The sequence below is a fragment of the Streptococcus sp. 45 genome (assembly GCF_900108865.1).
Taxonomy (GTDB): Bacteria; Bacillota; Bacilli; order Lactobacillales; family Streptococcaceae; genus Streptococcus; species Streptococcus ruminicola.
On record NZ_FNXZ01000003.1, the window covers coordinates 207,875 to 234,746 of the forward strand.

Genomic DNA, 26,872 nt, shown 5'->3' on the forward strand with positions numbered 1-26,872 from the left:
GGGTTGATTTTTTGCTTTTTTACGATACTTTTTCAATCAAGTCAATCAATTTTTTAGTTTCTTCTGACAAGACAGCGTGTTTTGAGTGGGCGTAGCTGACGTAAAATGTAATGCTATCTTCTTTGACTAAAGGGATTTTGACCAGTTGATCAGAATCGCTAGTTAGAGCAATGTCAGACAGAAGTGAGATGCCCATATTTTCAGCGACCATTTGTTTAATGACTGACACATCATCGATTTTGAAGAGGACAGATGCTTTGTCGTGATAGCGATGATTTAACTGATTAAAGGCTGTTAGATGAATATTGTGTTCATCCAGCAGAATAAATTTCTCATAGAGAATTTCTTGAAATGATAATTCTTTTTTATTTGCCAGTGGGTGATTTTTAGAAAGAACAACATAAAAATCTTTGGTAAAAAGCTGACGAATGACTAACTGATCATTTTTTAAAGGCGTTAGCGAGCCCAGTAAACTAAAGTCAATTTGCCCATCAAGCAGTTTCATCATGAGGCTTCTTGAGCCACCACGGATGGCTTTAACTTGAGAGAAGGGCTCGAGATTTTCATTTTGCTCCAGCAATTCCGTCAAAATATAGTTGCAGATAATCGGCGGAAAACCTACGGTCATCATAGGATTTAGTGATTGATGGACCTCGTTAACTGCCGTTTTGATTTGTAGCAAGACATCCTCCACGTGACTTTGGAAAATATCACCTTGTAAGGTTAATTCGGCAGTACGGTGCGAAGGATCTTTGATGACCAAGTCACAGTCCAATTCCTTTTCCAAACGCTTGATTGCGTAAGAAATTGTTGGTTGGCTGACTTTGAAATGCTGCGCTGTCCCAGTGTAGGATTTTGATTTGGCTAACTGGTAAAAATATTCTAAATCACGTAAATTCATGCCTACCTCCTTGACTTATTTTACCATAAACTTTTTGATTCTACTTATAAATAAAATTTATTAAAACTGCTGGGTTTGACTATAAGAAGCTTAGCAGTTTATAATGACCCGCATAAGATCTTTCTACATATTTAATAGCCTATTAGGAGGAAAAATCATGCGTGGACATGAAATTCTAAATAACCCGTTTTTAAATAAAGGGACTGCCTTTACTATGGAAGAACGTAAAGAACTTGGTTTGCTTGGTATTTTGCCACCTTACGTTCAAACAATCGAAGAACAAGCTGAACAAGCTTACCAACACTTCTTGCGTAAGCCATCAAATCTTGAAAAACGTCATTTCTTGATGGAAATCTTCAACACTAACCGTACACTTTTCTACTACCTATTCAACCAACACATCGTTGAATTTAACCCAGTTGTGTACGATCCAGTTATCGCTGAAACAATCGAAGAATACAGTGAATTGTACGTTGACCCACAATACGCTGCATACCTTGATATCAACCACCCAGAAAACATTGAAGAAACTTTGCGCAATGCTGCTGGTGACCGCGACATCCGTTTGATCGTTGTAACAGATGCTGAAGGTATCCTTGGTATCGGTGACTGGGGTGTTCAAGGTGTTGACATCTCTGTTGGTAAATTGATGATCTACACTGCAGCTGCTGGTATCGACCCTGCTTCAGTTATGCCACTTGTTATCGACGCTGGTACAAACCGTAAAGAACTTTTGGAAAACCCAATGTATCTTGGTAACCGCCACGAACGTGTAACTGGTGATCAATACTACGAATTCATCGAAAAATTCGTTCAAACAGCTGAAAACATGTTCCCTAAATTGTACCTTCACTGGGAAGATTTCGGTCGTTCAAATGCTGCCAACATTCTTAACAAATACAAAAAAGAAATTCCAACATTTAACGATGACATCCAAGGTACTGGTATCGTAGTTCTTGGTGGTATCTTCGGTGCTATGGACATCACTGGTGAAAAACTAACTGACCAAGTTTACCTATGTTACGGTGGTGGTTCTGCTGGTGCTGGTATTGCTGACCGCGTTCACGCTGAAATGGTTTCAGAAGGTTTGACTCCAGAAGAAGCTTACAAACACTTCTTCATGATTGACAAACAAGGTCTTCTTTTCGACGACATGGAAGATTTGACACCTGCTCAAAAACCATTTGCTAAAAAACGTGAAGACTTCGCTGATTGCGGTGATATGACTAGCCTTCTTAATGTTATTAAAACAGTTAAACCAACAATCTTGGTTGGTACATCAACTGATGCTGGTGCCTTCACTAAAGAAGTTGTTGAAGCAATGTGTGAAAACACTGAACGTCCAGTTATCTTCCCAATTTCAAACCCAACTAAGAAATTAGAAGCAACTGCCCAACAAGTTATCGAATGGTCAGACGGTAAAGCCTTCGTTGCTACTGGTGTGCCTTCAGGTACAGTAAGCTACAAAGGTGTTGATTACCAAATCGGACAAGCTAACAACGCTTTAATCTACCCAGGTCTTGGTCTTGGTATGTTGGCATCTGAAGCTTCACTTCTTACAGACGAAATGATTGGTGCGGCTGCTCACTCACTTAGCGGTCTTGTAGATCCAGGTCAACCAGGTGCACCTGTTCTTCCACCATTCCAATACGTTGCTGAAGTTTCTATCAAAGTTGCGGAAGCTGTTGCCAAAAAAGCTCAAGAACAAGGTTTAGCTCAAGCTGAAGAAAAAGACATGGCTAAAGCTGTTCGTGACCTTAAATGGTATCCAAAATATTAATGAAGGAGGATAACCATTCGTATGAAAAAATTCTCGAACGTTAAAATTGCGGGTGTTTCCGCTCCACTTTATACGGCTCTGGTTATCATTTTAGCTGCTGTAATTGCTATGGGTAAATTACCACTAAACATGGTGGGAATTACCTTTATGCTTGTTGTTTTAGGTCACCTCTTTTACTTCATCGGTGAAAGATTACCGTTTTGGAATACATACCTCGGTGGTGGCTCAGTATTTACTCTTCTTTTAGCAGCGGTGCTTGCCGCAACAGGTCTCGTGCCAAAATCTGTTGTTGAAGCAACATCGACTTTTATGAGTGATTGGGGCTTTCTAGATTTTTACATCGCTGCCCTTATCTGCGGTTCAATTTTGGGAATGAATCGTAAACTTTTGGTGAAAGCCTCTGCTAAGTTCATCCCTGTTGCTCTTTTATCAATGGTTGTCGGATTCTTTGCAACAGGTGCTGTCGGAGCTCTTCTTGGTCAGGGCTTTGGACATTCTGTCATGTATATCTCCTTTGCGCAAATGGCAGGTGGTATGGGAGCAGGGATTGTTCCTTTATCAAAAATCTACGCAGCAGGACTTCACACAGATGCCTCAAACGTCTTGTCACAATTAGCCCCAGCTACAACACTTGGTAACATTTTTGCCATTATTGGAGCTATCGTGATTGCGCGTGGCTTTGCTAAAACAAAATTCAACGGACACGGTGTGCTTATCCCTGTGGATAAAGATGATTTGAAAAAATCAACTGCACCACTTGACCCAACTAAGGTTGGTGTCGGAATGATGCTTGCTTTTGCCCTTTTCCTTGTTGGTGTCATTTTAAATGTCCTTGTACCAAAAGTGCATAGCTATGCCTTTATGATTATCATTGTCTTTATTCTAAAAGCTCTTGATATCGTGCCTAAAGAGTTAGAAGAAGCAGTTGTCATGTTTAACCGTGTTGTTATGGTGAATTTGACACATGCCGTTCTTGCAGGTATCGGACTTGCTATGATTGACTTGTCATCACTTGCACAAGCCATGACATGGCAATTTGTCCTTATCAGCTTAACATCAGTGGTATCAATGGGACTTGCTAGCTGGATTTTAGGTCAAGTGCTTGGCATGTATCCAGTTGAGACAGCTATCGGAGCTGGTATGATTAACAATTCAATGGGTGGTACTGGTAACATCGCTGTGCTTTCTGCGGCAGATCGCATGGAAATGATTGCCTTTGCCCAAATGGCAAACCGACTTGGCGGTGCAATCGTCCTCATCCTTGGAGGAATCCTAATCCAATTTTTACATTAATTCAACACTTTACTCCTTAAAATGTATTGAATACCCTTTAAAATTTGTGTTTACTCTGAAAAAATAGACAATATTATTACACAGACCCCCCTAGCTTGCTCACCACAGGCTAGGGGGTTATTTTTATGATAAATATTTATTTTCTTTTTGTGATTTTAGCCAAAGTGTAATAGCTAGTGCAAGTAGGTAGAGTAGGATAAAGACAATAAGAGTACTTGTGTATGATTTGGTTGCTGAGTATGTGACAGCAAGCAGCATTGGACCTGCTAGCGCAGCCATTCCCCAAGCTGTTAAAATATAGCCGTGCATGGTTGCCAACTCCTTAGCACCGAAAATATCGCTAAGATATGGTGGAATGAGTGAGAAGCCAGCTCCGTAGCAAGTCATGAGCACAGCCATAGCAATGGTGAACAATGCTGGCGCGTGAAGGAACATGAGCGATACGGTCATGAGGATATTAACAACAAATAAAATAAGGAAGGTCAGCGGACGACCGATATAGTCTGACAAGCTAGCCCAGAGCAATCTTCCAAAGCCATTGAAAATTCCCATAAGCCCAACGATAATGGCAGCTTGGTTGGCAGTCATGCCAGCTACATCTTGTGCCATAGGTGAGACAACAGAGATTAAGGCAAGCCCACAAGAAATGTTGATGAAGAGAATTAGCCAGAGCAGGTAAAATTCAACTGTTTTTAAGGCTTTTTTAGCTCCAATACCTTGGCTTAATTGCTTATGACTGTCGTCAGCATCTTGCTCACTGTAGGATGGAAATTTGAGAAATTGTGAGACGATAAGCATAACCAGAAAATAAGCTACCCCTAATAGGTAAAAGGTGTTGATAACATCATATTTGGTGATTAAGAAATGCGCAATTGGACTGGTTAAAAGAGAGGCAAAGCCAAATCCCATGATAGCTAGCCCAGTTGCCAGCCCTCGTTTATCAGGAAACCACTTGATAATCATTGATACGGGTGTGACATAGCCCGTACCAAGCCCGATACCGCCAAGGATACCATAACCAAGATAAAGCAGAAAGATACTATGCTGGGCAATAGCAAAGCCTGTCAGGATGTTTCCAGAAGCGTATAAGATCGCAGAAATGGTACCAGTAACACGAGGTCCGAATTTTTCCACAACTTGCCCCATAAATGCAGCTGACATGCCCAAACAGAAAATAGCAAGCGAAAAAGCAAAGGCAATCGCTGATTGATTCCAGCCAGTCTCAGCAATAATAGGATTACGATAAACACTCCAAGCGTAGGTAGAGCCAAGCATTAAATGCAAGATAACACCACAACTTGCGATGACATAACGATTGTTGGTAGACATTACTTCTCCTTTTTACGAATATTAAGACACAACATTTTAAATAACGTTAGGATATTATTGTATCTTATTTTTTATTATAAGTAAAATAGTATTTTTGTTACACAAAAAAACGAATAATAAAAAGGAGATAGCTAAGAACGTTCAGAGTTTTATAATTTGGTCAAATAAAGCTCTATTTTCATCGTATAAGTGGTGAGTAATCATGATGACAGTGAGTTCGTTCTTCTGTAGTAATTTTCTTTCAATATCAATAGCAGTTGTCTTATCAAGATTAGATACCGCTTCGTCCATAATGACAATTGGTTTATTACCAAGTAATTCTCTAGCGATAGCAATTCTGGCAGCTTGACCTCCAGATAAATCATCTTGGAAAGTAGTATCTAAACCTTTGTCGATAAACTTATCCACATGTGCAAAAGTCAAAACCTCTTTAAAAACGTCCTTATCCACAGAACGACCCAGCGTGAGGTTAGTACGTAATGTATCTTTAAAAAGATGAGCTTTCTGAGGAATTAAAGCAAAAATATTTTGTAAACTTTTTAGTGAGATTTCTTGATAGTTGTGACTATCTAAATAAATGTCACCGTCATAATCTGTTAATTCTCCAGTTAAAATACGAATGAGTGTTGACTTTCCTGCACCTGAGTTGCCAATAAGGGCAACTTTTTCGCCTTTTGAAATTGTAAAGTCGGGATAGGTAATTTGTTTTCATTATCGAAACGGAGACTTAACCGATGACAAGTGATGTTTTGGTTAAAATCTGTTAGACTAATAGTTCTTTTGGTTGAAATTGTTTTAGGGTATTTATCAATTAGTTTAGTAGTTGCTTTATATGTGACGATATTGTATGCAGCTCCTCTAGTGTAATTAAATAGGCAGCTAGTTAGATTAGCAATTGAAAAGATAACCCCCGTAGTGATTTCACCCTTGATAACTAAATAACCTGTTGCAATGAAGATTATAACTTGTGCGATAATACTTGACATCATGGAAAGGGAATTAGCGCTACTTGATTCTCTAGTTAGCGTGACTTTAGCTTTGATAAGTTTACTAAAATCAGTTAAAATACGATTTTTAAAAAAGTTGGTTTGATTATTGTGATAGAAGATTTCAAAGCCCTCTAGGTAGTCACTTGTTCTATTTAAGGCTTGATTAGAGGTATTGGATACTTCTTCGGTTCTTAGAGCGATTTTTCCCTCAAAAACTTTAGGAATAAAATAAACGAAGGTTGTCATTATAATACTGACGATGAGTAATAACCAGTGAAAATAGATAATGGCAAAAGCATTTAAAGCGACTGTTACAATACTTTCAATAGCATCATAAAATTGTTTGAATCCATTATCTTTTAAAAGATTCATATCATTAATCAACCATGAGTTGTATTCAGATTTGGTGTGATGGTTATTGCCAGAATAAGTGTTAACAATTAAGGAATTTAGTAAATCATCTCGTATGAAATTCACTTCTTTTTGGCAGAGTTTTTCTTTCAGACTATCTTTCCAAATTTGTAGGAGACTGTAGCCAGCCCAACAAAGAACATCAATGCAAGACCAAAAAATAAATTGGTTCCAATTGCTTTTTATTAAGGCATCAAGCATCCATGTTAAAGACAGTGAACTCATAACATTAGTTGCAACCCAAAACACAATAACAATAAGTAAAATGAGATTTTCTTTTTTTAATTTCCACAAGTAAGATAGCATAACCAAGATTTCCTCTTTTGTTGAATATACCTTTATTATAAAGAATTACCGTCACAAAGCAAACGATTGCATAAGGATATTTTTGTTGAATATTATATCTAACTTTCCCTGATTTTCCTGGCACTTGCTTTGGTGTCTCTTGCGGTCTGTGTTATAATAAAACCATGGAAATATTTGATACACACACGCATTTGAATGCTGATGATTTTGCTGGGCGTGAAGCAGAAGAATTGGCACTTGCAAAAGAAATGGGCGTCACTCGACATAATGTTGTTGGATTTGATGCACCAACTATTAAACGCGCTATTGAGTTAGCTGAAGAATACCCAGAAATTTACGCCACAATTGGTTGGCACCCGACAGAAGCAGGTTCTTATAATCAAGAAATCGAGGACATGATTGTCTCAAATCTCTCACACCCAAAAGTGATTGGTCTAGGTGAGATTGGCCTTGATTACTACTGGATGGAAGACCCTAAAGAGGTTCAAATCGAAGTTTTTAAACGCCAGATTCAACTTTCAAAAGACCACAATTTGCCATTTATTGTCCACACACGCGACGCTATGGAAGATACTTACAAAGTGATTAAAGAAGTCGGGGTAGGGCCACGCGGTGGTATTATCCATTCATTTTCAGGCTCTTTGGAAATGGCAGAGCGTTTTATAGAGCTTGGCATGATGATTTCATTTTCAGGTGTTGTGACCTTTAAAAAAGCTCTTGATGTTCAAGAAGCTGCGCAAAAATTACCACTTGATAAGATTCTAGTTGAAACGGATGCGCCTTATCTTGCACCAGTTCCAAAACGAGGCCGTGAAAACCGCACCGCTTACACACGCTATGTTGTAGATAAAATTGCTGAACTTCGTGGATTAACAAGCGAAGAAGTGGCAAATGCAACATCAGACAATGCAAAGAGGTTATTTAACTGTGACTGAAAAAATTAAAATCCAAGAAGTCTTAGTCGTTGAAGGGAAAGATGACACCGCTAACCTACGTCGTTTTTATGATGTTGATACCTATGAAACTCGCGGCTCAGCTATCAACGATGACGACCTTGAACGCATCGAAAAATTAAACAATCTTCGTGGAGTTATTGTCTTTACAGATCCCGATTACAATGGCGAACGCATTCGTAAAATCATCATGAATGCTATTCCAAACGTCAAACATGCCTTTTTAAATCGTGGCGAAGCCGTTCCAAAATCAAAAAGCAAAGGACGTTCACTTGGTGTCGAACATGCCAGCTTTGAAGATTTACAAAAGGCTCTTAAAGGTGTTTTAGGGAACTTTGATGATGACAACCAATTTGACATTACAAAAGCTGATTTGATGCGCATGGGGCTGTTAATGGGTGGCGATAGCCGCAAACGCCGTGAATACCTCGGAGAAGAACTCCGTATTGGCTACAGCAACGGTAAACAACTCCTTAAACGCTTAGAACTCTTTGGCATCACTCTGGCTGAAGTCGAAGAAGCAATGGAGAAATATGGAGATTAATTTTATGGAAATATCGCCAGTTTATAGAATAGATTTGGTTAGAAAAATTGAAGAAAAACTGTTAAATAAATACAGCTATGATGAAGTAGAACAATATATTAGCCTTTGGCAAATTGATTATGATGATTTCAATTCTAATTTTTATATTTTTCGAAAAGATGATGATCCAGTTTATTCGGAAAAGATAGATTTATTAAAAACTTTAAGTTATATTGCAAAAAGTGATGCTGATTTATTGTTAAAGATTGCTATTGATTTAGGCATTGAAACACCTGATTTTATTCCGTTGATTCCAACTTTTAGAAATAGAATTAAAACTAATTACAAGAATGCATCTACAAGTTTTGAAAAAGCATTTCAAAATATTGAAAAAGATCCACAGGAGGCAGTGGGAAAGGCCAATTCAGTTTTGGAGAGTATTATCAAAGAAATTCTATCAGATGATAGATTTTCAGATATTTCTACTTTAAATGCTACAAGTGGAAAATTGGTTAAACAAATTTTAAAAGTGTTTCAGCTAAATCCGGATAGTCCTGAATTACCTGATGAAATGAAATCAATTGGTAGTTCTTTGACAACAGTTGCAAAAGCTATTGAGGATTTAAGGAGCGATAAGACTCTTCACCACGGTCAAGAGTCTATTAAATATTTGATTGATCAACCTTTATATGCATATTTTGTTATAAATGCTTGTGCTACAGTGGGGTTATTTTTAATTGATTTTTATGAAAGTAAATTTCCTCGACAACAATTAGAAATTTTTGATAGTGATTTACCATTCTAAAGTTAATGCCCATTATAAGAGATTAGCTAAGATAGAAAAATTATTTATATTGTGTTACAATATCTATGCGTATGATTAGATTTTTGACTTGTGTGTTCGCAAGTATTAATAACAATGTTAGGAGAGCGTTTAGCGCACTTTAGTACATTCTTTTGAAAACGTATCAGTAGGATAAAAAATCGTGGTGGTTAAGAGTATTACTGTCGTTTTGCGTAAGAGTTTTCATACGCTTTTTTTATTTAAAGAGTAGAATAAATGAATAAATTAAAGCAATTGACAACAAAGGATGAGTTTGCACGTCTCCTAGGATTTAAAAATACTAAATATATTAACTATTTATTATATAAGATTCGTACGGAAAATTTATATGAGACATTTTCTATACCTAAAAAAAATGGTGGGGAAAGAGTTATTCATGCTCCTAAAAGAGATTTAAAATTCCTTCAAAAGAAGTTAGCAGAAGTTTTATGGGATTGTTATGTTTTTGACTTAGAAAAAAAGAGTAAGAATAAAAATGTTAAGGTTCCTAAGTTATCTCATGCTTTTGAAAAAAATAAAAGCATTATTACAAATGCTCAAGTGCATAGAAATAAAAAATATGTTTTAAATCTTGATTTAAAAAATTATTTTGATAGTTTTAATTTTGGTAGAGTACGAGGTTTTTTTATCAAAGATAAAGACTTTCAAGTAGTTCCTGAAATTGCTACAATGATTGCACAGATAGCTTGCTATGATGGAAAGTTACCACAAGGAGCTCCTAGTTCTCCGATTATTACAAACTTAATTACTAGAATTCTAGATTATCGTATTGTAAAGCTTGCTAAGAAATATCGTTTTAGTTATACAAGATATGCTGATGATTTGACCTTTTCAACTAATCGTGACTTAAGTTCCAATAAATTAAGAAGCGCTAAAATATTGGAGAAATTTCTATGTGAATTAGAGAATTTAATTGTATCTTCTGGTTTTGAAATAAATTCACAAAAAACACGATTGAGCGATAATATGCAACGTCAGGAAGTTACGGGTTTAGTCGTTAATAAAAAGATAAGTGTAAAAAGAGAGTATATAAAAAATACTCGCGCTATGGCTTTTAAATTGTATAAAGATGAGGAATTTGAAATTGATGGAAAGCAGGGAACAATTGATCAGTTAACAGGTCGCTTTGCTTTTATCTTCCAAATAAGTCAATATAATAATTATCTTTTGTACAAAAAATCTCTGATTGAAAATAATTTCGAATCACAAAAAAATCTTTTGGGAAGAAACTCATTAAAAAAATCAGAATCCAAATATTATTGGAAATATATTTTTTATAATAAGGATATAAGAAAAGAGTTATTTTATAATAAGCAACATAAAACGTATAATCTTCCTCAAGAATTTTATAGTATAAATAAAATTGAAAAAGAAATTTATATGTCTTTATTTGATTCTAGAGAAAAAGAGTATAAGAAATTTCTTTTTTACAAGTATTTTTATGGAAATAGTAAGCCTATCATAGTAACAGAAGGAAAAACTGATCCAAGATATATAAGGGCTGCTTTAAAGAATCTTTATAGGAAATATCCTGAATTAATTGAAAAAAAAGGCGATAAATTTAAATTTAAGATTAATTTTTTGAAGCATAGTAATACAATAGAATACCTTTTTAATGTGCCAGAAGGAGGAGAAGGTTTCAAATATTGGTATAATTATTTCTCAAGTACAATGCCTAGTAATATTTTTAAGGAAAATTTTCCTCCAAAAAGCTTGGGCCAAGATTTATATCGAAAGATGTACCCAAATTACATTGAATATTTTCAGGGTCTTACGACTAGAAAACCAAATTATCTGACGATATTTTTATTTGACAATGAGCCTGCGGGAAGTCCACTTTATAAGTTCGTGAATCATGCAAGTGAATTACAAATTGATACAAATAATTTGGATCAAATTAGAGAAAAGAATTTTTATAGGATTAGTAGAAAAAATAGTTTGTATGTAATGGCAACACCACTACTTAATAAAGGAATTTCATCAGATATTGAGGACTTACTACTTGCTCGAAATCAATTACCTGTTGTAAATGGAAAAAATTTTTCAAAATCTGGCGGAAGTAACTACTATGGAAAAGATGTACTTTCAAAATATGTGTTAAAAAATTTTAAAAAATTTGATTTTACTGAATTTATTCCCTTATTAGATGGAATAAGAGACAATATTTTAGATTATAGAGAGAATAGAATATGAGAATTGCAGATTACAGCGTGACGCGTGCTGTCCTTGAGCGTCATGGATTTACGTTTAAAAAATCATTTGGACAGAACTTTTTAACAGATACTAACATTCTACAAAAAATTGTGGATACTGCTGAGATTGATAAGAATGTCAACGTTATCGAAATTGGTCCTGGTATCGGTGCTTTGACAGAATTTTTGGCTGAAAATGCTGCTGAAGTTATGGCGTTTGAAATTGACGACCGTTTGATTCCGATTTTGGCTGATACGCTTCGCGATTTTGACAATGTCAAAGTCATCAATGAAGATATCTTGAAATCAGACCTTCAAAGCCGTATCAAAGAATTTGCTAACCCAGACCTTCCAATCAAGGTCGTAGCAAACCTTCCTTACTACATCACAACACCAATCTTGATGCACTTGATTGAATCAAAAATTCCATTTGCAGAATTTGTCGTGATGATGCAAAAAGAAGTGGCGGACCGTATCTCAGCAGAACCAAATACCAAAGCTTACGGTTCACTTTCAATTGCGGTGCAATACTACATGACAGCAAAAGTCGCTTTCATCGTGCCACGTACAGTCTTTGTGCCAGCGCCTAACGTTGATTCAGCCATCTTAAAAATGACGCGCCGTGAACAACCACTTGTTCAAGTTAAAGACGAAGACTTCTTCTTCCGCATTGCTAAAATCAGTTTTGTTCACCGTCGTAAAACCCTTTGGAACAACTTGACAAGTCACTTCGGGAAAGCAGAAGAAACTAAAGCTAAACTTGAAAAAGCTCTTGAAATGGCAGAAATCAAACCATCAATTCGTGGTGAAGCTTTATCAATTGCAGACTTTGCAAAATTAGCTGACGCCTTGAAAGAAGTTGGTTTATAAAAAAAAACAACTCGAAAGAGTTGCTTTTTTTATGCTTAAAATAGATGATGAGTTAAACTTGCCACTACTGTTGAAAAGTCATGCCAAGGCTGTGACATCACTAATTTATAAAATATAATCAAACTCATTGTTAATCTCCTAAAAATTTCAGTTACCAATATCGCTTTTATTATGCCATAAAATGTATAGCAGTGAACGCTCAAGTCATAAACGGTTAATATTCAGTCGCAAACGGTAAGGATTATTGAAAACTTTACCGTTTACGATGAAAAAACGACTGTTTACGACATAGTCGGTTGTTGTGCGAAAATTCTGATAAAATAAAACTTATCAATCGCGATGACAAAAATAATTTAGGAGACATTAAAATGAACAAAAAAACGATTGAACAATTTAACCCAATGACAACTGAAGAGCTTGCGTGTGTTGAGGGCGGATGGAGGCGGGGGAGTGTTAAAACCAGATTACCCTTGGTGGAGGATAGATCCTCTCATCGACTTTCGACTACTTTGACACAATAGTTGTCTAGAGGAATCTGGAAAAATGAGCATTGATAAAAGAAGTTAAGCTATCTTATTTGACTTCATTCTTTTTTAGAAAAGGAGTTTTTATGATCGAAAAAGTAAAGAACTTACTTGCTCCAAAACTGTTGGCAATATTTTTTATCTATTATCATCTATTTGGATTAAAGTTTGTAATGTTTACTATTTTAGAGCGATTTGATTTACCATTAACGGAATATCATTACCCTCTTCTTAATATTTTTACCATCCTATTTATTATTGTACTGGTGATATACCTAAGACGAAGAAGACCAGAAATATTTCAAATAAGGCCGCTAAAACCTTTAGACTATTTACTAACCCTACTTGCTTTTGGGGTGATATACGCTTACTTCAGTAATCTTTTATTTGTTGGTGGAGATATAAAAAATGATTTATTATTTTTCCGTGATTCCTCATTGGCGTTTTTGGTCGCATTACAACCCTTTATTATCGGGCCAATCCTAGAAGAGTTAGTTTATCGTGGTGTTTTGATGACTAGCTTTTTTGAGAAATCAAAATTTTACTTAGATTGCTTACTATCTGCTGTAATGTTCTCAGTAGCTCATCTATCTTCTTATGGTTTGAGTTTAGAGGTATTTAAAAACTATGCTTTTCTTGGTTTCATTTTAGCGATTCTTTTTAGAAAAACACGGTCAATCTATCCATCAATTCTTGTTCACATGGCGTGGAATATTTATCTTAGCTGGCATCTGATTACATTTATTTTCTTTGAAAGGTAGTAAAAATCATGAAAAAATTACCGTTTACGACGAAAAAACGACCGTTTACGACATAGACGGTTATTTTGCAAAATTTCTGCTACAATTAAATATGTCAGTCACATGACACGTCATTTCCAGGAGATTTAAATGACATAAGGACTTTAGTCGCAGTGTTACTAAGAAGTGTTGTTGCAATGTAAAAAGGGAATCTTAGACACTTGCGAGATATTATGGGAGAAACCTATCTTTGAAAATTCATCGTTTTCAAGATGATATTAGAGGAAAGTAAGTTAGGATGCTTACTTCCCTTTTCTTTTTACACTTAAAAAAGAAAATTAAGGAGAATGGGAGGATTTTATGAAAAACTCGCAGCAAAAATTTAGCTGGCTAGTAGCAGTAAGTGCTATTTCAGTGATTTGGATAAAAAATTTTATACTAGAATCGAACGATTTATCGGAAAAAATTGTCTTTACAGGGATTTATCTTCTTTATTTAGTCTTAGTTTTTGTTAAAGTGTTCAAATCAAGAAAACAATAAAACCAGCCAATTTGGCTGGTTATTCTTATTGAAAATCTTTTAAGAGCTTGTCTTTGTAGTAGTTAAAGAAGGATTTTTTTCCGATAATACTAATGGTTTTTCCCTGTAAGCCGTATTTTAGCTTAGAGCTGTCTTTTTCAGTAACCTCTGCAGTTGCTGTGACTTTAAAGAAATTCCCGTTTTTTGTTTGGGTAGCAGAGCTAGCAATTTTACTAATTTTTCCGCTAACAACGATGGCGTGATTACTAATCTTTTCAAGAGTTAGACGCACACACTGTCCTTTTTTCAGTTGGCTAACATGGGTTGAATCAACGTAGTATGAAATGGCAACTTTTTTGGTTTTAACAATATCAGGATAAATTTCTGCAATTTGGCTTCCTTGAGGAAGAAGAGTTTTCCCTTCAAATTCATCAGAAACATGTAAAATCCCATTTTCTTTAGCTTTTAGGACAGTATCAGATTTTGACAGGCTTGTTTGATCAAGCTGCGCTTGTAAGCTTTCTTTTTCCTGAGTTACTTGAGCTAGCTGTGTTTCAGCTTGGGTCAGTTCTTGCTGGCGTAGACTTTCAATTTGGCTAGCTGCACTGGTGTCGTAACTGCCAGTTGAGTAATTTGAAGCAGCTTGCGTTTGTAGGCTTGAAATAGAAGAATTAATGCTATCAATGTGCCCTTGGAGGTCAGCTATAAACTGATTTTTAAGGCTTTCTTTGCTGCTAGTAGCAGCATCGCTAGGAAGAGCTTGGAGTTGGCTTAAATAGCTGTTCAGAGTGGCTGTGTACGGATTACCACCAGAAACACTTGTTTGATTGTTTTGAATGGCATCTTTGACTTCTAGGTATTGGCTAGCTTGTGTTTGAAGTTCACTGATTTGTTTGTTAACCGCAGCGTTAGCTCGATTGACCCCTGCTTCTTGTTTGGCAACCGAATCATTAGCCTGAGAAACTTGAGCCGTAATGGTTTTACTTTGGCTAAGAAAACGATCGATAGTTGCAGCACAGCCAAATTCATCATCACCTGAAAAAAGATTTTTATTCTGATTGAGGCTATCTTTTAGTGTGTTTAAGTCATTTTGCTGACGCTCATCTCGCTCGATTTGGGTCTGAATAGCTTTAATTTGACTTTCTTCTAATTTATCCGAGTACTGGATAAGCAAATCTCCTTTTTTAACCGTTTTGTTTTCGCTCAAGTGATTAACAAGAACGGTGTTATTGCTAGTAGATTGCACGACATCGATAATTTTTGTAGGACGAAGACTACCAATAGAAGTGACAGTGATTTCTTTTTTTCCAATGAGAGAAAATAGCAATAAAAAAAGCACGAAAGCTGTCATTGGAAGAACCAAGAGTGTCGCAAAATTATGGTAACGTCTGTGGTAGAATTCAGCCGATTGAAATAATTTAGGGTTCATGATTCCTCCTTATTCTTGAAATAGCTGAGCGTAAAAGCCAGGATTTTGCATGAGTTGCTCGTGATGACCTTGTTCGATAATTTGTCCTTTATCTAGGACGATGACACGGTCAGTTTGCTTGGCAATGCTTAAACGGTGAGCAACAAAGATAATGGTTTTGTCTTTTAAAGCTAACAAATTGTGGATAACACGTTTTTCGGTCAGAACATCAAGACCACTTGTTGCTTCATCTAGGATTAAGACGGGTGACTTAGTCAGAAGTGCTCTGGCAATAGCTAATCGCTGTTTTTGACCGCCAGATAAACCAGCCCCATCTGATAACTCAGTATGGTAAGCCATTGGCATAGCTTCAATGTCAGCACGAATCTCAGCGATTTCACAGGCTTTGATAATGTCTTCTTGAGTAATCGCATCAGAAGCACCTAAAGTGAGATTATCAAGGATACTTCCAGAAAAGACATAAGATTGTTGTGGAAGGTAGTTGATGTGTTGGCGAAGAACTTTTTTATCAATAGTTTTATAGTCATAGCCTCCCAAGGTGATTTGACCTTGATTTGGACTATAAAAGTTCACCATCATTTTAGCTAAAGTTGTTTTCCCAGAACCACTGACGCCGACGAGACTAACCTTTTCACCTTCCTTGATATGAAGTTTAATGTGACTAAGAGTATTGTGTCCAAAGCCATATTTATAAGAAACATCATCAAAGACAAGGTCACCTTTGAGAAACTCTTGATTATCAATCACTTGCTTGTTATCAAATTCAGAAGATACCAAGTAAACTTCGTTAAGTCGCTTGTTAGCCACTTTCGCTGACTGTAACTTAGTTTGCAAGTTAATAATGTTTTCCATTGGTTTTGTGAAGTAAGATAAAAGGGTGTTATAGGTAATCAATTGCCCAACAGAAATTTTCCCTGTCATAACGAGACGTGAGCCGTACCAGAGAATAGCCACATTTAAAATCAGCTGCGCCCCTTGTTTAAGCGAGGCTTGCATTGCTTCGTATTTATTAAGTGTGAAACTTTTATCCAAGTATTCCACGAATTCGCTATCGATATTGCGATAACGTGTCTCTTCGCTAGTTAGTGATTTAATGGTTTCAATCCCGTTGATATCTTCAATAATGGCAGAGCTGACCATAGAATTAGCTTGCATGACGTCATGATTCATTCGTTCAAAAGGCTTCATAAAAGCAAAGATAATGACGGCATAAACAGGCAAAGCAATTAAGGTTATCAAGAAGAGTTTCGCATTTTGCAAAATTAAAACACTGCCAACGATGAAAAGGATACTCACATCGAGAAAAAGCGATAAGATTGTTGAAGCAAGCGCGTCGATAATAGAATTGGCGTCGGTAAAGCGGGAAATTACTTCCCCAGTTCGCCTTGTCGCAAAAAAGGACATAGGCAATTCAAAAATATGACGAATATAAGATAAAATGACATCAATCGTCAAACGTTGACTGAGCACAACTAACAAATACTGTTGTGAGAAGCTCATAATCTGTTGCATGATGTAAGTCACGACCAAGCCGATTGAGACAATTCCAAGGGTCGATTGCAGTTGGTTAGGAATATAATCATCTAAGATTCCTTGTAGATAATAAGAACCAACAATATTAATCAAGGTAACAAGTAGGCTAGCAAGGATTATATATGTTAGTAGTGCTTTTTGCTTAAAAATAATCGGTAAGAAACTCATCAAGCCATTTTTCTTATCCTTATGTGGTTTATAGCTAGCTGCAGGAGCTAGAAAGATCGTAACCCCTGTCCATTCTTTGGCAAAATCTGCTTTAGTCATTTTTGTAACTCCCACACTTGGGTCAGGATCACCGATGATTAGATAATCTTTTTTAGCCTTATAGATGACATAATAGTGTTGTAGTTTTCCTTGCTTATTCACATGGACAATGCAAGGATACGGGATATCATCCATCTCAAAAAGTACCATATCAGCTTTTACAGCGCGTGTTTCAAAGCCAATCTTTTTGGCTGCCTCGACGATTCCAAGAGCAGTTGTTCCTTCTTTATTCGTCTTAGCCAGTTCCCTCAAGTGAGCAAGCGAAAAGTGTGAGCCGTAGTGTTTAGCAACTGATGCCAAAGCAGCTACCCCACAATCTCGCATATCAATCTGACTAACGTATTTGTATTTCCTCATAAAACCATTCCTTCTAAAACAGAGTCAAAAAATATTATGCCACAAAAAGCTAGCTTGTAACACCCCAAGTCATAAACGGTCGCTTTTTCGTCGTAAAAGGTCATTTGCTTACATCGATTTTACCGTTCGCGATTGAATTTTAACCATTTATGACATTTACATTCACAAATAAAATTCTATGCTAAACTAAAATTGTCAGTTGCAACGACAAAATAAAAAGGAAAATGGAGAAGAAAACATGAAAAATTTGGAACAATTTGATGTAATGACATCAGCAGAACTTTCACACGTTGAAGGTGGGAAAAGTTTCTTTTATGATTTTGGATATTGGTATGGTAGTCATGCCAGCCTTTCTAATCTAGCTAATAACCTTGGACGTATGTTAAGAAGTTAATTGTGAGAAAGGATAAATTGATGAAAGAGAATCGTGAATATGTAATTTTAACTGACGAACAGTTGTCAGGTATTTCTGGTGGGAAAATAGGGTGGATTTCATTGGTAGACCCAGTGTATAATCTTGTATCTGGTTTGTACGATGGTTGGAAATCTAAGCACAAATAAAACTAAATATCATAATATATTTTTAGTTATTAATCTTATTGCTATTAACACACTTGTTAGTTTCTTGGCGCATTTCGATTTTAATATCTTTTTTAGTATTGTTTCTATAATAATTTTATTTTTATGGTTTTTTGTAATAGTAAATCCGTACTTTACAAAATTAAATTTGCCTGACAGAAGCGATTGGATAAAAGTTTTATTATTAGTCGTTATTAATGAAATTATTTTTTATGTGACAGTTAGTCAAATTCCAAATATTCAATTATCAAGAATTAGTGACTTCAAATTAAATGTGGCTTCTATGCTAATGGCTATTATTATTGGTCCTATAACAGAAGAGATATTTTTTAGAGGTATTATAGCTAACTGCTTTAAAAGTGAAATAATGAATATTATTGTAAGTTGTTTATTATTTGCCATTTTACATGGTAGTGTTAATCTAATAACTGTAGTTTTATATTTTGTTTTTGCGTTAAGTTCATTTTATTTATATAGGAAAAAAGGACATTTAATAGACTCAATTTTATTTCATATATTTTTTAATTTGAGTAGTATATTCTTTTCTATAGTTAATCAAATATAAAGGTTTAGGAGATTTTATGAGTATGAAAAAAATGGAACAATTTATCTCTCTTGATGAAGATTCTTTATCACAAATTAATGGAGGCGATGGATTTACTAGGGCTGCATATTTGTTAGGAAGACAAATTCGTGAAGTGAAAAAAGCTTTTTTTAATAAATTTTAAGTAGGAGATAAAGATGAAAAATATTGAAAAATTTCAAGTTTTAACTAGTGAGGAACTCGAATATACATCGGGTGGGAAGGCTTTTTCAAGTTTTGCTTATGAAAGTGTTCGAGTGGCATATTCTTTCCTTGATGGGTTAAATGGGAGAAAGTATAGAGGGAATTAGGAAATAGAATAATAAATTGAGGAGTACTTCAAGTAGTACTCCTTAGTTTGTTAAGGAGATTACTATGATTAAACAAATATATCAAATATTAATTGAAAGGTTAAAAATAGTATTTGTTTGTATTGCCTTTTTTCTATTACATGTATTAATTCAAGTACCAGCAGCATCAGCTATACCAGATCTTGGTAAAAATACTGCCATAATAATTTTTATTAGGATAATATTGATATTGGCGGTTATCCCCATCGCAATATTACTTCGAAACTATCTTAATTATTTTTCAAAGGGGACTGAAATTTTTTCCTCTATTCAGGATGTGACAATTAGAAAAAAAGATATTCAAGTAATTATTGAGATAGCGGTGGTTGATTTGATTACCACAGCTGGATATATTGCTATTAACGGCATGCCTGAAGATAAAACATTATGTAAAATTTTATTAGATAATCCATTGATTTTAGTTTTAAGTATTTTAACTATGGGATTTACACAACCATTTTTAGAAGAATTTTTGTATAGAGGAATTCTTTTAGGAGGGCTGAGGCATTATTCTAAGGTGTTGGCTGTAATAGTTAGTAGCTTTGTTTTTAGTTATATTCATGTATATGATTACCATGAAGTGATCAATCTTCAATTAATTGGTGGATTAATTTATGGACTTACTTTTTTAAAAACGAATAAATTATACCCTTCCATTATCTTACACTCGATGCATAACTTAATTATTTTAGTATTAGTGTTATGGCATGGTTAAGTGGTTTCAAAGTAAGTTGGTGTAAGTCATCAAGCTATTTCAAAATGCCAGATTGATTTATCTTATTTACCGTTCGCGACTGAATTTTAACCGTTTATGACATTAACGTTTATCAATTAAAATTTATGCTAAACTAAGAATTGTCAGTTGTAATGACAAAATAAAAAGTAAAATTGGAAAGAAAACATGACAAATTGGAGAACTGTTCTAAAAAATATACTGTTTTTAGCATTGGGAGCGAAGGCAGTATTATCGATGGATGGTATGTTAGTAAAAGGAGTTCTCGTTTTTTTCACAATGTTTATATTGTATGATATTAATAAAGTAAATTAGTTTTTATGTGTTATTCTATTTTTGTTATTTTATATTGTGTTATTTTGGCAATAATTGCTATTGATGGCTTTAGTATCAAGAAGAGTAGAAAAACGTCTACTTATGTTTGTTTTTTGATTTTTTATTCTTTAACTCAAAAAGAAGGTACTACGACTCCATTGTCAATAGTTTGTTTACTTGTTTTGATGTTGATCTATTATGAAAATAGGGATATTAACTGATAACAATTTAATTGAAGTAATTTATTAGGTATTACTATTATGATAGGTGAAGCTGATAGTTTATTCTGTCAGCTTTTTTAGTTCTAAATGCCGTTTACGACGAAAAATTAACTGTTTACGACATAGGTGTTTTTTTCCTAAAATTTCCTTTATAATAGAAAATGTTAGTCTTTAAGATAATCAAAAGAATAGTTTAGGTAGGGAGAGGTTTATGTTAGATATTTTTATCCTTGAGGATAATATCACGCAACAATTTCGAATCGAACGTCAGATTGAGACGATTATGGAAAGGAACCACTGGGAGTATCAGCGTTTAGAGGCTTTTGCGGCATCTAAGGATATTATAAAAAAGGCAGATGGGCAGGGAAATCACCAGGTTTTCTTTCTTGATTTAGAAATCAAAGGGGATGAAAAGCAAGGATTAGATGTTGCTAGATCTATTCGTGAAAAAGATCCGACAGCCATTATTGTCTTTGTGACAACCCATTCTGAGTTTATGCTTCTAACTTATCAATCACTAGTTGGTGCGATTGATTTTATTGATAAAAATATGAATGATGAAGCCTTTGGAGGGCGCATTGAATTGTGCTTGAAAGAGGCATTGAAATATCAAACTGGTAGTTTTGGTGAGAATTCTTACCTGTTTGAAACAGCAAAAGCAAGAATCCGTGTGGCTTATGATGATATTTTATATTTTGAAACATCGCCAACCGTGCACCGTGTGATTTTACACACTAAAACAGGTCAAACAGAGTTTTATGGCACAATTGCTGAGGTAGCCAAATCAGATAAACGTTTGTTGAAATGTCACCGCTCATTCGTGATTAATGTTAATAATGTCACTGAATTTGATAAAAGCACCCGAACAGCTTATTTCGAAAACGGCTCTTACTGCCAAGTCTCAAGAGACAAAGTCAAAAAACTGATGGCAGAAATGAGGTGATGGGATGGTAAAAGCAATTTTAATTTTTTATGCTTCACAACTTACTTATTATCCTGTTATCATGACAATTTTTGCGAATGTAAGAGGAGAAAAACTAAACTTACGAGAAATTATAACAATATCATTGTCATTTTTTGTTATTGATATTACACCGTTTCCTACCATTATAGGGAGAATCCTAATATTATTTTTAATATCTTACTTTAGTAGAAAAGATTTTCCGTTATCTTTGCATATGTTTAATGGTAGTTTCCCGTGGGTTATTGATAGCATCATTATTAGGACTATTAGTTTTTTTGTTCTTCCAATATTTGGGCTAGATTATATTGTCCTAAGTAAAAATAATATTTTATTTATTTTTGTGCAGCTTTCTGTTTTATTGGTTTACCTTCTAATTATCAAAATATCAAAAATCAATTTTCAAACTTTTATTGAGATTAGTGAAATTAAATCATTGCGTAAAAAGTTAGTCTTTACAGATGTTACGATGATTTTTTACTATGTTGTGATTGAATCTTTAACTGCAGTAGAGTTTAAAAGAAAAATTCCAACTTTGATATACCGAGAATGGCTAGTATTTCTGTATTTTTTATTTTTTATTCTTATGATTATTTACATGAGCCGTTCTTATCAAAATAGACTTGAAAAAGAGATTGCTAGTGCCCGCGAGCAAGAATTAAGATATTTATCAGCTTACAGCAAGAAAGTTGAAGGTTTGTACGAGGAGTTACGTGCCTTTCGTCATGATTATGCTAATATCTTAGTCAGCTTAAAAGAGGGAATTGATCAAGATGATATGGGGCTGGTTCGAAAAATCTACGATTCTGTCCTGGAAGATTCGGCAGATTTTATTCGAAATAGCAAGTTTAACATTGGGCGCCTGGCTAATCTTGAGGACGATGCTATAAAGAGTCTCTTATCAGCTAAATTTTTAGAAGCAGAAGCCAATCATATTGAAGTAAATTTAGAGGTTAAGGATAAGATTGGAGTACCCGATATTCCGCTACTAGATTATATTCGCTTGCTTGCTATTTTATGTGATAATGCCATTGAAGCAGCGCTTGAAGCAGAAAATCCAGCTATTACAATTGCGTGTTTTTATCAAGATGATGACTATGTGCTAATTGTAGATAATACGACTAAGGAAGAAAGTGTCCCAGTTAATTTGATTTATCAAAAAGATTATTCAAGTAAAGGACATGGACGAGGTATTGGTCTTACAACGATTCATCAGATGATGCGAAAATATTCCAATCTTTCTGTTCAAACAAATAGTAAAAATTACCATTTCAGCCAAACTATTCGTATTAAAAAGGCATTCGATTGAAAAATCGAATGCTTTTTGGTTACGTTTGATTTTTAGGTTTATTAATAGCTTTGAACCAATCAATAACACCAGTAAGTAGAGGATTACCATTTCCTCCAACTATCTTCTCCAAATCAGAATCAGTCAATTCTTTGACTGATTCTAACTCTGACATTTTCCATTCTGTCATAACTGTTTTACCTCCAGTCGAAGATTATTTTATCAGAAAAATGCTTTAATAGCTTCTTGATGTCCTAAGAGGTTAAAAAACATTCCTAAAATGTCTATTTTTTGTTTATATTGAAAAATATCAGTTTATGACTAAGGTGTTTTTTTATACAATTTCTTTTATAATAGAGATTGTTGATTTTTAGATAATCAAGAGAATGGTTTAGGTAAGGAGAGATTTATGATAGGTATATTTATTCTTGAGAAGAATACCACACAAGGATTTCGTGTAGAACATCAATTTGAAATGATTTTGAGCAAAATGAGGTGATGGGATGATAAATGCATATTTAATTGATTATATTTTGGAAGCATTCTATTACCCTGTTATTATGATAATCTATGCAAATGTTAGAGGAGTTAAGTTAAAGCTATGGGAAATCATAGTAATTTCATTATCATTTCTAATTATTGATTTTACCTGGTTTTATACGATTATTTTGAGATTTTGTATTTTGGCTTATTTGTCCTATGAGAGGGACAAGGAGCTTCCTTTATCATTGCATATTTTTTACGCTAGTTTTCCGTGGGTTACAGAAAGTGTTTTTAAGAGGTTAGTGGGATTCTTCATACTTCCTATTTTTGGTTTAGAATATACGGCTTTGGATAATAAACTCATCTATATTGTTGTTGAAGCTTCAGCTGTTTTTCTCTATTTTACTTTATTGAAACTATCAAAAATTAATTTTCAAACTTTTATTGAATTGAGTGAGATAAAGAACCTACGAAAAAAGCTTGTTTTCACAGATATAACAATGATGTTTTATTATGTCCTGATAGAATTTTTAACAGGTATGGAAGTCTATGGCGGTGTTAATAATTTAATCTATCGACAATGGCTAGTAGTTATTTACTTCATCTTCTTTATCTTAATGCTATTTTACATGAACCGTTCTTATCAAAATAGACTTGAAAAAGAGATTGCTAGCGCCCGTGAGCAAGAATTAAGATATTTATCAGCTTACAGTAAGAAGGTTGAAGGTTTGTATGAAGAGTTACGTGCCTTTCGTCATGATTATGCTAATATTTTGGTCAGCTTAAAAGAGGGAATTGATCGAAAGGATATCGGAATGATTCAGAAAATCTATGAATCCGTTCTGGAGGACTCGTCTGGTTTTATTCAAAGTAGCAAGTTTAATATTGGGCGTCTGGCGAATATCAAGGATGATGCCATAAAAAGTCTTTTGTCAGCTAAATTTTTAGAAGCTGAGGCCAATCATATTGAAGTTGATTTGGAAGTAAAGGAAAAAATCGGGGCGCCTGATATTCCACTGTTAGATTACATTCGTTTATTGGCTATTTTGTGTGATAATGCCATCGAAGCGGCATTGGAAGCAGAGCATCCTGCGATAACCATTGCATGTTTTTACCAAGATGATGACTATGTGTTAATTGTAGATAATACGACTAAAGAGGAGCGAGTTCCTGTTGATTTGATTTATCAAAAAGATTATTCAAGTAAAGGACATGGTCGAGGTATTGGTCTTACAACGATTCATCAGATGATGCGAAAATATCCAAATCTCACGGTTGAAACGGATAGTGTAGCTCATCATTTCTGTCAGACGATACGTATTAAAAATACGCTAAACTAGAGATTGTAATAATGAGAAGACTGAATCTTACAGGATTCGGTCTTTTTGTTTTATGATGAGTAAATTTCTGAAACGATGATTTTTACCGTTTACGACGAAAAAACGACTGTTTGCGACTTGCTCCGTTTTAGTGATGAAAAAAGGGTATAATATAGCTGAGAAATGAAAAAGAAAATCGGTACGACATCTAGCTTGGTAACAAGTGGATTTTTGGCCCTTCATTAAAACTAGAAAGAATGAGATATGCTTAAGACATTATTTTCAAAATACAAAATTACCATTACAGTCATTGGATTTGCTTTATTAATCATTGCTTATCCAATCATTTTTGAACATGTCTATTCAACTGGGCGAGATTTTGGCCTAAGTCTAGTAAATGCTTTAATGCCATAGGAGGAATTTTTATGGGAAAATTAGTCAAGGAAGATTTGTTAAATGACGTTTATAACCTTGTTTTATCTGTTGATATCAAAGAAGAAGAGCGTCAAGTTTTACTGAAGTTTAAAAATGCTGTAGAAAATGGCAAAGATTTTGACAAAGCTGTTGTGAGCCTTGCATCTGATTTACGCCAGATTGGCATTGCAAATGTTTCTAAAAAAGAAAAAATGTCTTCAAGTGTCAACGACTTTTACAAAAAAATCTCTAGTCATGGATTGTTTGAAGGAAATCTTGCGCGTGGATTAGCTGCAACTGGGGTTATTTTTCATTGAAATTGAGTGGGAAAAGGAGAATTTTAGATGGCAAAATTAAAATGGTTTTCAGGTGGAAAAGAAAGAAGAGAGGAAGCTATCCGAATTATTGAGGAGTTGCTTCTTGATTTACAAACAAATGATTCTGCTACAAGTGTGAAAAAAACATTGACACATTATCTTAATGAATTTAAAACAAACGGAACATCATTTCCTTTTCTTATGAATCGCATGAGTTTAGAATTAACAGATGTCGTTTTACATAGCAAAGTTTCCTTTACCCCAAAACAATCTGAAAAATTTAAAGAACTTAGAAAATTAATGGAAATTAGAATCTACTAGGTAACATCAATTGATACAACAAATAAAAGGCTTTAGGGCCTTTTTATTTTTTATAAAAATAACTATACCCAATATTAATGCAACGTGATACAATTAAAAAAGTCACAATTTTTAAGATTAAAATCTTTAGATAGTAAATAATAAATGAGAATAGGGAGAAGTAAGTGAGCATTTTAGCTGAGTGTCTAGCCTTTTTAGCAAACTTGTTGAGTCTAATAATATTTGGAATTCTATTTCAAGAAATCACCAAAAATAAATTGAGTGTGATCGAATGGGTGATGTATGGAGTAGTGTTTCATCTATGTTTAAGTACCTTCAATGTATTAACTCTTCATTTTTCGAAGATGTTAATGGTTTTTGGAAAAGATATAGCATTACTTTTTAGTTTAATGTATTTATCTTATCGGCATAAGCCAAAATTAAACGTTAGGTATCATCTTTTTTATGCTTTATATCCGATTATTGTTTTTACCGTTCTTCAAAGAATCTACGGCTATTTTTTGTATGAGTTTTTAGACATTAAAATATCACCATTTCAGTCAATGTCAGTAGTGATGCTTTCAGTATTACTTGTTCCACCGATACTTTATTATTTGTTATCCAAATGGTTGAATATTGATATTTCAAATGTCAGAAAGACCTTGAAAAATTACTTAAAGGCTAAAACTATAACAGTAATTAATTGTTTAATGTTGTTTTATTATTTTGGTTTTGATCTTTTACCATTAGTAGCGCCTTTTAATAGTGTTGTGGCTAAAAGAATTCATGAATGTGGTTCATTTATTTATTTTATTCTTCTCTTTATCTTCCTCTTTTACCTCAATTTCCGTCATGGGCAAGAGCAGAAAAATGAATTGCTTCGCAATCAGGAGATGGAGCTTGCAGCACTTGAAAATTATAGCAAGCACGTGGAAAGTTTATATCAAGAAGTTCGCAGTTTTCGTCATGACTACGCTAATGTCTTAATGAGTTTGAAGGTTGGAATTGACCAAGGAAATCTGGATGACATCAAGAAAATTTACGAGGAAATCACAGCCGATTCAACGAAACTGGTCAAGAATAATAAATTTGACTTGACTCGTTTGGCTAACATCACAGACAGCGGCGTCAAAAGTCTCATGTCAGCCAAATTCTTGCAAGCTGAAAATCAGGGCATCGAGATTAGCCTAGAAGTTGCCGAAAAAATGGGAACTCCAAAGATTCCATTGATTTCCTATATTCGAATTTT

29 protein-coding genes and 1 pseudogene are annotated in these 26,872 nt (G+C 34.5%); 23 read left to right on the plus strand and 7 right to left on the minus strand.

Annotation, left to right across the window (positions count from 1 at the left end; all coding sequences use genetic code 11):
• Nucleotides 1-19: 19 nt before the first annotated feature.
• Nucleotides 20-901: a LysR family transcriptional regulator gene (locus tag BMX18_RS06935; protein ID WP_074560946.1), complete on the minus strand. Its 882-nt coding sequence runs from the start codon at nt 899-901 to the stop codon at nt 20-22.
• Nucleotides 902-1,058: 157 nt separating this feature from the next.
• Between BMX18_RS06935 and BMX18_RS06940 the strand changes: the two genes are divergently transcribed.
• Together BMX18_RS06940 and BMX18_RS06945 are read left to right on the plus strand one after the other, a co-directional pair.
• Complete coding sequence (locus tag BMX18_RS06940; protein WP_074564501.1) at nt 1,059-2,681, plus strand: malolactic enzyme; 1,623 nt, start codon at nt 1,059-1,061, stop codon at nt 2,679-2,681.
• Nucleotides 2,682-2,702: 21 nt separating this feature from the next.
• Nucleotides 2,703-3,974: a 2-hydroxycarboxylate transporter family protein gene (locus tag BMX18_RS06945; protein WP_074564499.1), complete on the plus strand. Its 1,272-nt coding sequence runs from the start codon at nt 2,703-2,705 to the stop codon at nt 3,972-3,974.
• Between the two features lie 123 nt (nt 3,975-4,097).
• Here BMX18_RS06945 and BMX18_RS06950 read toward each other — a convergent pair whose 3' ends face one another.
• The 3 genes from BMX18_RS06950 to BMX18_RS06955 all read right to left on the minus strand — a co-directional run bounded on the left by BMX18_RS06950 (nt 4,098) and on the right by BMX18_RS06955 (nt 6,997).
• Nucleotides 4,098-5,303, minus strand: coding sequence for an L-lactate MFS transporter (locus BMX18_RS06950; RefSeq protein ID WP_093815763.1), 1,206 nt, complete (start codon nt 5,301-5,303; stop codon nt 4,098-4,100).
• A 141-nt stretch (nt 5,304-5,444) separates the two neighbouring features.
• The gene (locus BMX18_RS09500) at nt 5,445-6,005 is read right to left on the minus strand and encodes an ABC transporter ATP-binding protein (protein ID WP_307770181.1); all 561 of its coding nucleotides are present in this window, start codon (nt 6,003-6,005) and stop codon (nt 5,445-5,447) included.
• Nucleotides 5,912-6,997 carry an ABC transporter transmembrane domain-containing protein gene (locus BMX18_RS06955; protein WP_257609276.1) on the minus strand — a complete coding sequence of 362 codons (1,086 nt, stop codon included), beginning with the start codon at nt 6,995-6,997 and terminating at the stop codon, nt 5,912-5,914. Before BMX18_RS06955 ends, BMX18_RS09500 begins: the two co-directional genes overlap by 94 nt.
• A gap of 176 nt (nt 6,998-7,173) precedes the next feature.
• Here BMX18_RS06955 and BMX18_RS06960 point away from each other — a divergent pair, with 176 nt between their 5' ends.
• The 8 genes from BMX18_RS06960 (at nt 7,174) to BMX18_RS06995 (ending at nt 14,195) form a co-directional block, all read left to right on the plus strand.
• Complete coding sequence (locus BMX18_RS06960; RefSeq protein WP_074564493.1) at nt 7,174-7,944, plus strand: TatD family hydrolase; 771 nt, start codon at nt 7,174-7,176, stop codon at nt 7,942-7,944.
• Entirely contained in the window at nt 7,937-8,506 is a 570-nt protein-coding gene (rnmV, locus tag BMX18_RS06965; protein ID WP_093815765.1) for a ribonuclease M5, read from the plus strand. Before BMX18_RS06960 ends, rnmV begins: the two co-directional genes overlap by 8 nt.
• 4 nt (nt 8,507-8,510) lie before the next feature.
• Nucleotides 8,511-9,290, plus strand: coding sequence for an abortive infection family protein (locus BMX18_RS06970; protein ID WP_093815799.1), 780 nt, complete (start codon nt 8,511-8,513; stop codon nt 9,288-9,290).
• Nucleotides 9,291-9,545: 255 nt separating this feature from the next.
• Nucleotides 9,546-11,522, plus strand: coding sequence for a retron Ec67 family RNA-directed DNA polymerase/endonuclease (locus BMX18_RS06975; RefSeq protein ID WP_093815767.1), 1,977 nt, complete (start codon nt 9,546-9,548; stop codon nt 11,520-11,522).
• Nucleotides 11,519-12,391 (plus strand): 16S rRNA (adenine(1518)-N(6)/adenine(1519)-N(6))-dimethyltransferase RsmA, encoded by an 873-nt coding sequence (gene rsmA / locus BMX18_RS06980; RefSeq protein WP_074564489.1) that lies wholly within the window; start codon nt 11,519-11,521, stop codon nt 12,389-12,391. Before BMX18_RS06975 ends, rsmA begins: the two co-directional genes overlap by 4 nt.
• 368 nt (nt 12,392-12,759) lie before the next feature.
• Nucleotides 12,760-12,912: a bacteriocin class II family protein gene (locus tag BMX18_RS09570; RefSeq protein ID WP_093815769.1), complete on the plus strand. Its 153-nt coding sequence runs from the start codon at nt 12,760-12,762 to the stop codon at nt 12,910-12,912.
• A gap of 89 nt (nt 12,913-13,001) precedes the next feature.
• A complete protein-coding gene (locus tag BMX18_RS06990; RefSeq protein WP_093815771.1) occupies nt 13,002-13,676 on the plus strand; it encodes a CPBP family intramembrane glutamic endopeptidase in 675 nt (224 codons plus the stop codon).
• A gap of 339 nt (nt 13,677-14,015) precedes the next feature.
• On the plus strand, nt 14,016-14,195 hold the full coding sequence (locus BMX18_RS06995) for a hypothetical protein (protein ID WP_093815773.1): 180 nt from the start codon (nt 14,016-14,018) through the stop codon (nt 14,193-14,195).
• 25 nt (nt 14,196-14,220) lie between these two features.
• On the opposite strand, the gene BMX18_RS07000 is transcribed toward BMX18_RS06995, so the two are convergent.
• Nucleotides 14,221-15,603 carry a bacteriocin secretion accessory protein gene (locus BMX18_RS07000; protein WP_093815775.1) on the minus strand — a complete coding sequence of 461 codons (1,383 nt, stop codon included), beginning with the start codon at nt 15,601-15,603 and terminating at the stop codon, nt 14,221-14,223.
• A gap of 9 nt (nt 15,604-15,612) precedes the next feature.
• Entirely contained in the window at nt 15,613-17,760 is a 2,148-nt protein-coding gene (locus BMX18_RS07005) for a peptide cleavage/export ABC transporter (protein ID WP_093815777.1), read from the minus strand.
• A gap of 238 nt (nt 17,761-17,998) precedes the next feature.
• On the opposite strand from BMX18_RS07005, the gene BMX18_RS09375 reads away from it, so the two are divergent.
• The 8 genes from BMX18_RS09375 to BMX18_RS07035 all read left to right on the plus strand — a co-directional run bounded on the left by BMX18_RS09375 (nt 17,999) and on the right by BMX18_RS07035 (nt 22,811).
• Nucleotides 17,999-18,154 carry a bacteriocin class II family protein gene (locus BMX18_RS09375; protein WP_180366640.1) on the plus strand — a complete coding sequence of 52 codons (156 nt, stop codon included), beginning with the start codon at nt 17,999-18,001 and terminating at the stop codon, nt 18,152-18,154.
• 2 nt (nt 18,155-18,156) lie between these two features.
• Nucleotides 18,157-18,321, plus strand: coding sequence for a lactococcin G-beta/enterocin 1071B family bacteriocin (locus BMX18_RS09380; RefSeq protein ID WP_159428325.1), 165 nt, complete (start codon nt 18,157-18,159; stop codon nt 18,319-18,321).
• A complete protein-coding gene (locus BMX18_RS07010) occupies nt 18,296-18,904 on the plus strand; it encodes a CPBP family intramembrane glutamic endopeptidase (RefSeq protein WP_074869390.1) in 609 nt (202 codons plus the stop codon). The genes BMX18_RS09380 and BMX18_RS07010 overlap by 26 nt, the downstream gene beginning before the upstream one ends.
• Nucleotides 18,905-18,926: 22 nt before the next feature.
• Nucleotides 18,927-19,067 carry a bacteriocin class II family protein gene (locus tag BMX18_RS07015; RefSeq protein WP_159428324.1) on the plus strand — a complete coding sequence of 47 codons (141 nt, stop codon included), beginning with the start codon at nt 18,927-18,929 and terminating at the stop codon, nt 19,065-19,067.
• A 13-nt stretch (nt 19,068-19,080) separates the two neighbouring features.
• Nucleotides 19,081-19,233, plus strand: coding sequence for a hypothetical protein (locus BMX18_RS09385; RefSeq protein ID WP_159428313.1), 153 nt, complete (start codon nt 19,081-19,083; stop codon nt 19,231-19,233).
• A 64-nt stretch (nt 19,234-19,297) separates the two neighbouring features.
• The gene (locus tag BMX18_RS07020; protein WP_074869387.1) at nt 19,298-19,987 is read left to right on the plus strand and encodes a CPBP family intramembrane glutamic endopeptidase; all 690 of its coding nucleotides are present in this window, start codon (nt 19,298-19,300) and stop codon (nt 19,985-19,987) included.
• 765 nt (nt 19,988-20,752) lie between these two features.
• The gene (locus BMX18_RS07030) at nt 20,753-21,484 is read left to right on the plus strand and encodes a response regulator transcription factor (protein WP_039696227.1); all 732 of its coding nucleotides are present in this window, start codon (nt 20,753-20,755) and stop codon (nt 21,482-21,484) included.
• 4 nt (nt 21,485-21,488) lie between these two features.
• A complete protein-coding gene (locus BMX18_RS07035; RefSeq protein ID WP_093815779.1) occupies nt 21,489-22,811 on the plus strand; it encodes a sensor histidine kinase in 1,323 nt (440 codons plus the stop codon).
• A 19-nt stretch (nt 22,812-22,830) separates the two neighbouring features.
• Here the strand turns inward: BMX18_RS07035 and BMX18_RS09290 are convergent, their stop codons facing one another.
• On the minus strand, nt 22,831-22,980 hold the full coding sequence (locus BMX18_RS09290; protein ID WP_142350383.1) for a bacteriocin: 150 nt from the start codon (nt 22,978-22,980) through the stop codon (nt 22,831-22,833).
• Between the two features lie 313 nt (nt 22,981-23,293).
• Here BMX18_RS09290 and BMX18_RS07040 point away from each other — a divergent pair, with 313 nt between their 5' ends.
• The 5 genes and pseudogenes from BMX18_RS07040 to BMX18_RS09295 form a co-directional block, all read left to right on the plus strand.
• Nucleotides 23,294-24,613 (plus strand): sensor histidine kinase, encoded by a 1,320-nt coding sequence (locus BMX18_RS07040; RefSeq protein ID WP_093815781.1) that lies wholly within the window; start codon nt 23,294-23,296, stop codon nt 24,611-24,613.
• Between the two features lie 243 nt (nt 24,614-24,856).
• The gene (locus BMX18_RS07045; RefSeq protein ID WP_093815783.1) at nt 24,857-25,006 is read left to right on the plus strand and encodes a bacteriocin; all 150 of its coding nucleotides are present in this window, start codon (nt 24,857-24,859) and stop codon (nt 25,004-25,006) included.
• An 11-nt stretch (nt 25,007-25,017) separates the two neighbouring features.
• Nucleotides 25,018-25,323, plus strand: a complete 306-nt coding sequence (locus BMX18_RS07050) for a bacteriocin immunity family protein (protein ID WP_093815785.1) — start codon at nt 25,018-25,020, stop codon at nt 25,321-25,323.
• A 27-nt stretch (nt 25,324-25,350) separates the two neighbouring features.
• Nucleotides 25,351-25,644 (plus strand): bacteriocin immunity protein, encoded by a 294-nt coding sequence (locus BMX18_RS07055; RefSeq protein WP_093815787.1) that lies wholly within the window; start codon nt 25,351-25,353, stop codon nt 25,642-25,644.
• A 749-nt stretch (nt 25,645-26,393) separates the two neighbouring features.
• Nucleotides 26,394-26,872, plus strand: a pseudogene (locus BMX18_RS09295) (histidine kinase); the annotation flags it as partial.

What these genes read in the sequence shown, in the direction of transcription:
- BMX18_RS06935 (WP_074560946.1), bottom strand. Translation starts at nt 901, where the DNA reads ATGAATTTACGTGATTTAGAATATTTTTACCAGTTAGCCAAATCAAAA.
- BMX18_RS06940 (WP_074564501.1), top strand. Translation starts at nt 1,059, where the DNA reads ATGCGTGGACATGAAATTCTAAATAACCCGTTTTTAAATAAAGGGACT.
- BMX18_RS06945 (WP_074564499.1), top strand. Translation starts at nt 2,703, where the DNA reads ATGAAAAAATTCTCGAACGTTAAAATTGCGGGTGTTTCCGCTCCACTT.
- BMX18_RS06950 (WP_093815763.1), bottom strand. Translation starts at nt 5,303, where the DNA reads ATGTCTACCAACAATCGTTATGTCATCGCAAGTTGTGGTGTTATCTTG.
- BMX18_RS06960 (WP_074564493.1), top strand. Translation starts at nt 7,174, where the DNA reads ATGGAAATATTTGATACACACACGCATTTGAATGCTGATGATTTTGCT.
- BMX18_RS06970 (WP_093815799.1), top strand. Translation starts at nt 8,511, where the DNA reads ATGGAAATATCGCCAGTTTATAGAATAGATTTGGTTAGAAAAATTGAA.
- BMX18_RS06975 (WP_093815767.1), top strand. Translation starts at nt 9,546, where the DNA reads ATGAATAAATTAAAGCAATTGACAACAAAGGATGAGTTTGCACGTCTC.
- rsmA (WP_074564489.1), top strand. Translation starts at nt 11,519, where the DNA reads ATGAGAATTGCAGATTACAGCGTGACGCGTGCTGTCCTTGAGCGTCAT.
- BMX18_RS09570 (WP_093815769.1), top strand. Translation starts at nt 12,760, where the DNA reads ATGAACAAAAAAACGATTGAACAATTTAACCCAATGACAACTGAAGAG.
- BMX18_RS06990 (WP_093815771.1), top strand. Translation starts at nt 13,002, where the DNA reads ATGATCGAAAAAGTAAAGAACTTACTTGCTCCAAAACTGTTGGCAATA.
- BMX18_RS06995 (WP_093815773.1), top strand. Translation starts at nt 14,016, where the DNA reads ATGAAAAACTCGCAGCAAAAATTTAGCTGGCTAGTAGCAGTAAGTGCT.
- BMX18_RS07000 (WP_093815775.1), bottom strand. Translation starts at nt 15,603, where the DNA reads ATGAACCCTAAATTATTTCAATCGGCTGAATTCTACCACAGACGTTAC.
- BMX18_RS07005 (WP_093815777.1), bottom strand. Translation starts at nt 17,760, where the DNA reads ATGAGGAAATACAAATACGTTAGTCAGATTGATATGCGAGATTGTGGG.
- BMX18_RS09375 (WP_180366640.1), top strand. Translation starts at nt 17,999, where the DNA reads ATGAAAAATTTGGAACAATTTGATGTAATGACATCAGCAGAACTTTCA.
- BMX18_RS07010 (WP_074869390.1), top strand. Translation starts at nt 18,296, where the DNA reads ATGGTTGGAAATCTAAGCACAAATAAAACTAAATATCATAATATATTT.
- BMX18_RS07015 (WP_159428324.1), top strand. Translation starts at nt 18,927, where the DNA reads ATGAAAAAAATGGAACAATTTATCTCTCTTGATGAAGATTCTTTATCA.
- BMX18_RS09385 (WP_159428313.1), top strand. Translation starts at nt 19,081, where the DNA reads ATGAAAAATATTGAAAAATTTCAAGTTTTAACTAGTGAGGAACTCGAA.
- BMX18_RS07020 (WP_074869387.1), top strand. Translation starts at nt 19,298, where the DNA reads ATGATTAAACAAATATATCAAATATTAATTGAAAGGTTAAAAATAGTA.
- BMX18_RS07030 (WP_039696227.1), top strand. Translation starts at nt 20,753, where the DNA reads ATGTTAGATATTTTTATCCTTGAGGATAATATCACGCAACAATTTCGA.
- BMX18_RS07035 (WP_093815779.1), top strand. Translation starts at nt 21,489, where the DNA reads ATGGTAAAAGCAATTTTAATTTTTTATGCTTCACAACTTACTTATTAT.
- BMX18_RS09290 (WP_142350383.1), bottom strand. Translation starts at nt 22,980, where the DNA reads ATGACAGAATGGAAAATGTCAGAGTTAGAATCAGTCAAAGAATTGACT.
- BMX18_RS07040 (WP_093815781.1), top strand. Translation starts at nt 23,294, where the DNA reads ATGATAAATGCATATTTAATTGATTATATTTTGGAAGCATTCTATTAC.
- BMX18_RS07045 (WP_093815783.1), top strand. Translation starts at nt 24,857, where the DNA reads ATGCTTAAGACATTATTTTCAAAATACAAAATTACCATTACAGTCATT.
- BMX18_RS07050 (WP_093815785.1), top strand. Translation starts at nt 25,018, where the DNA reads ATGGGAAAATTAGTCAAGGAAGATTTGTTAAATGACGTTTATAACCTT.
- BMX18_RS07055 (WP_093815787.1), top strand. Translation starts at nt 25,351, where the DNA reads ATGGCAAAATTAAAATGGTTTTCAGGTGGAAAAGAAAGAAGAGAGGAA.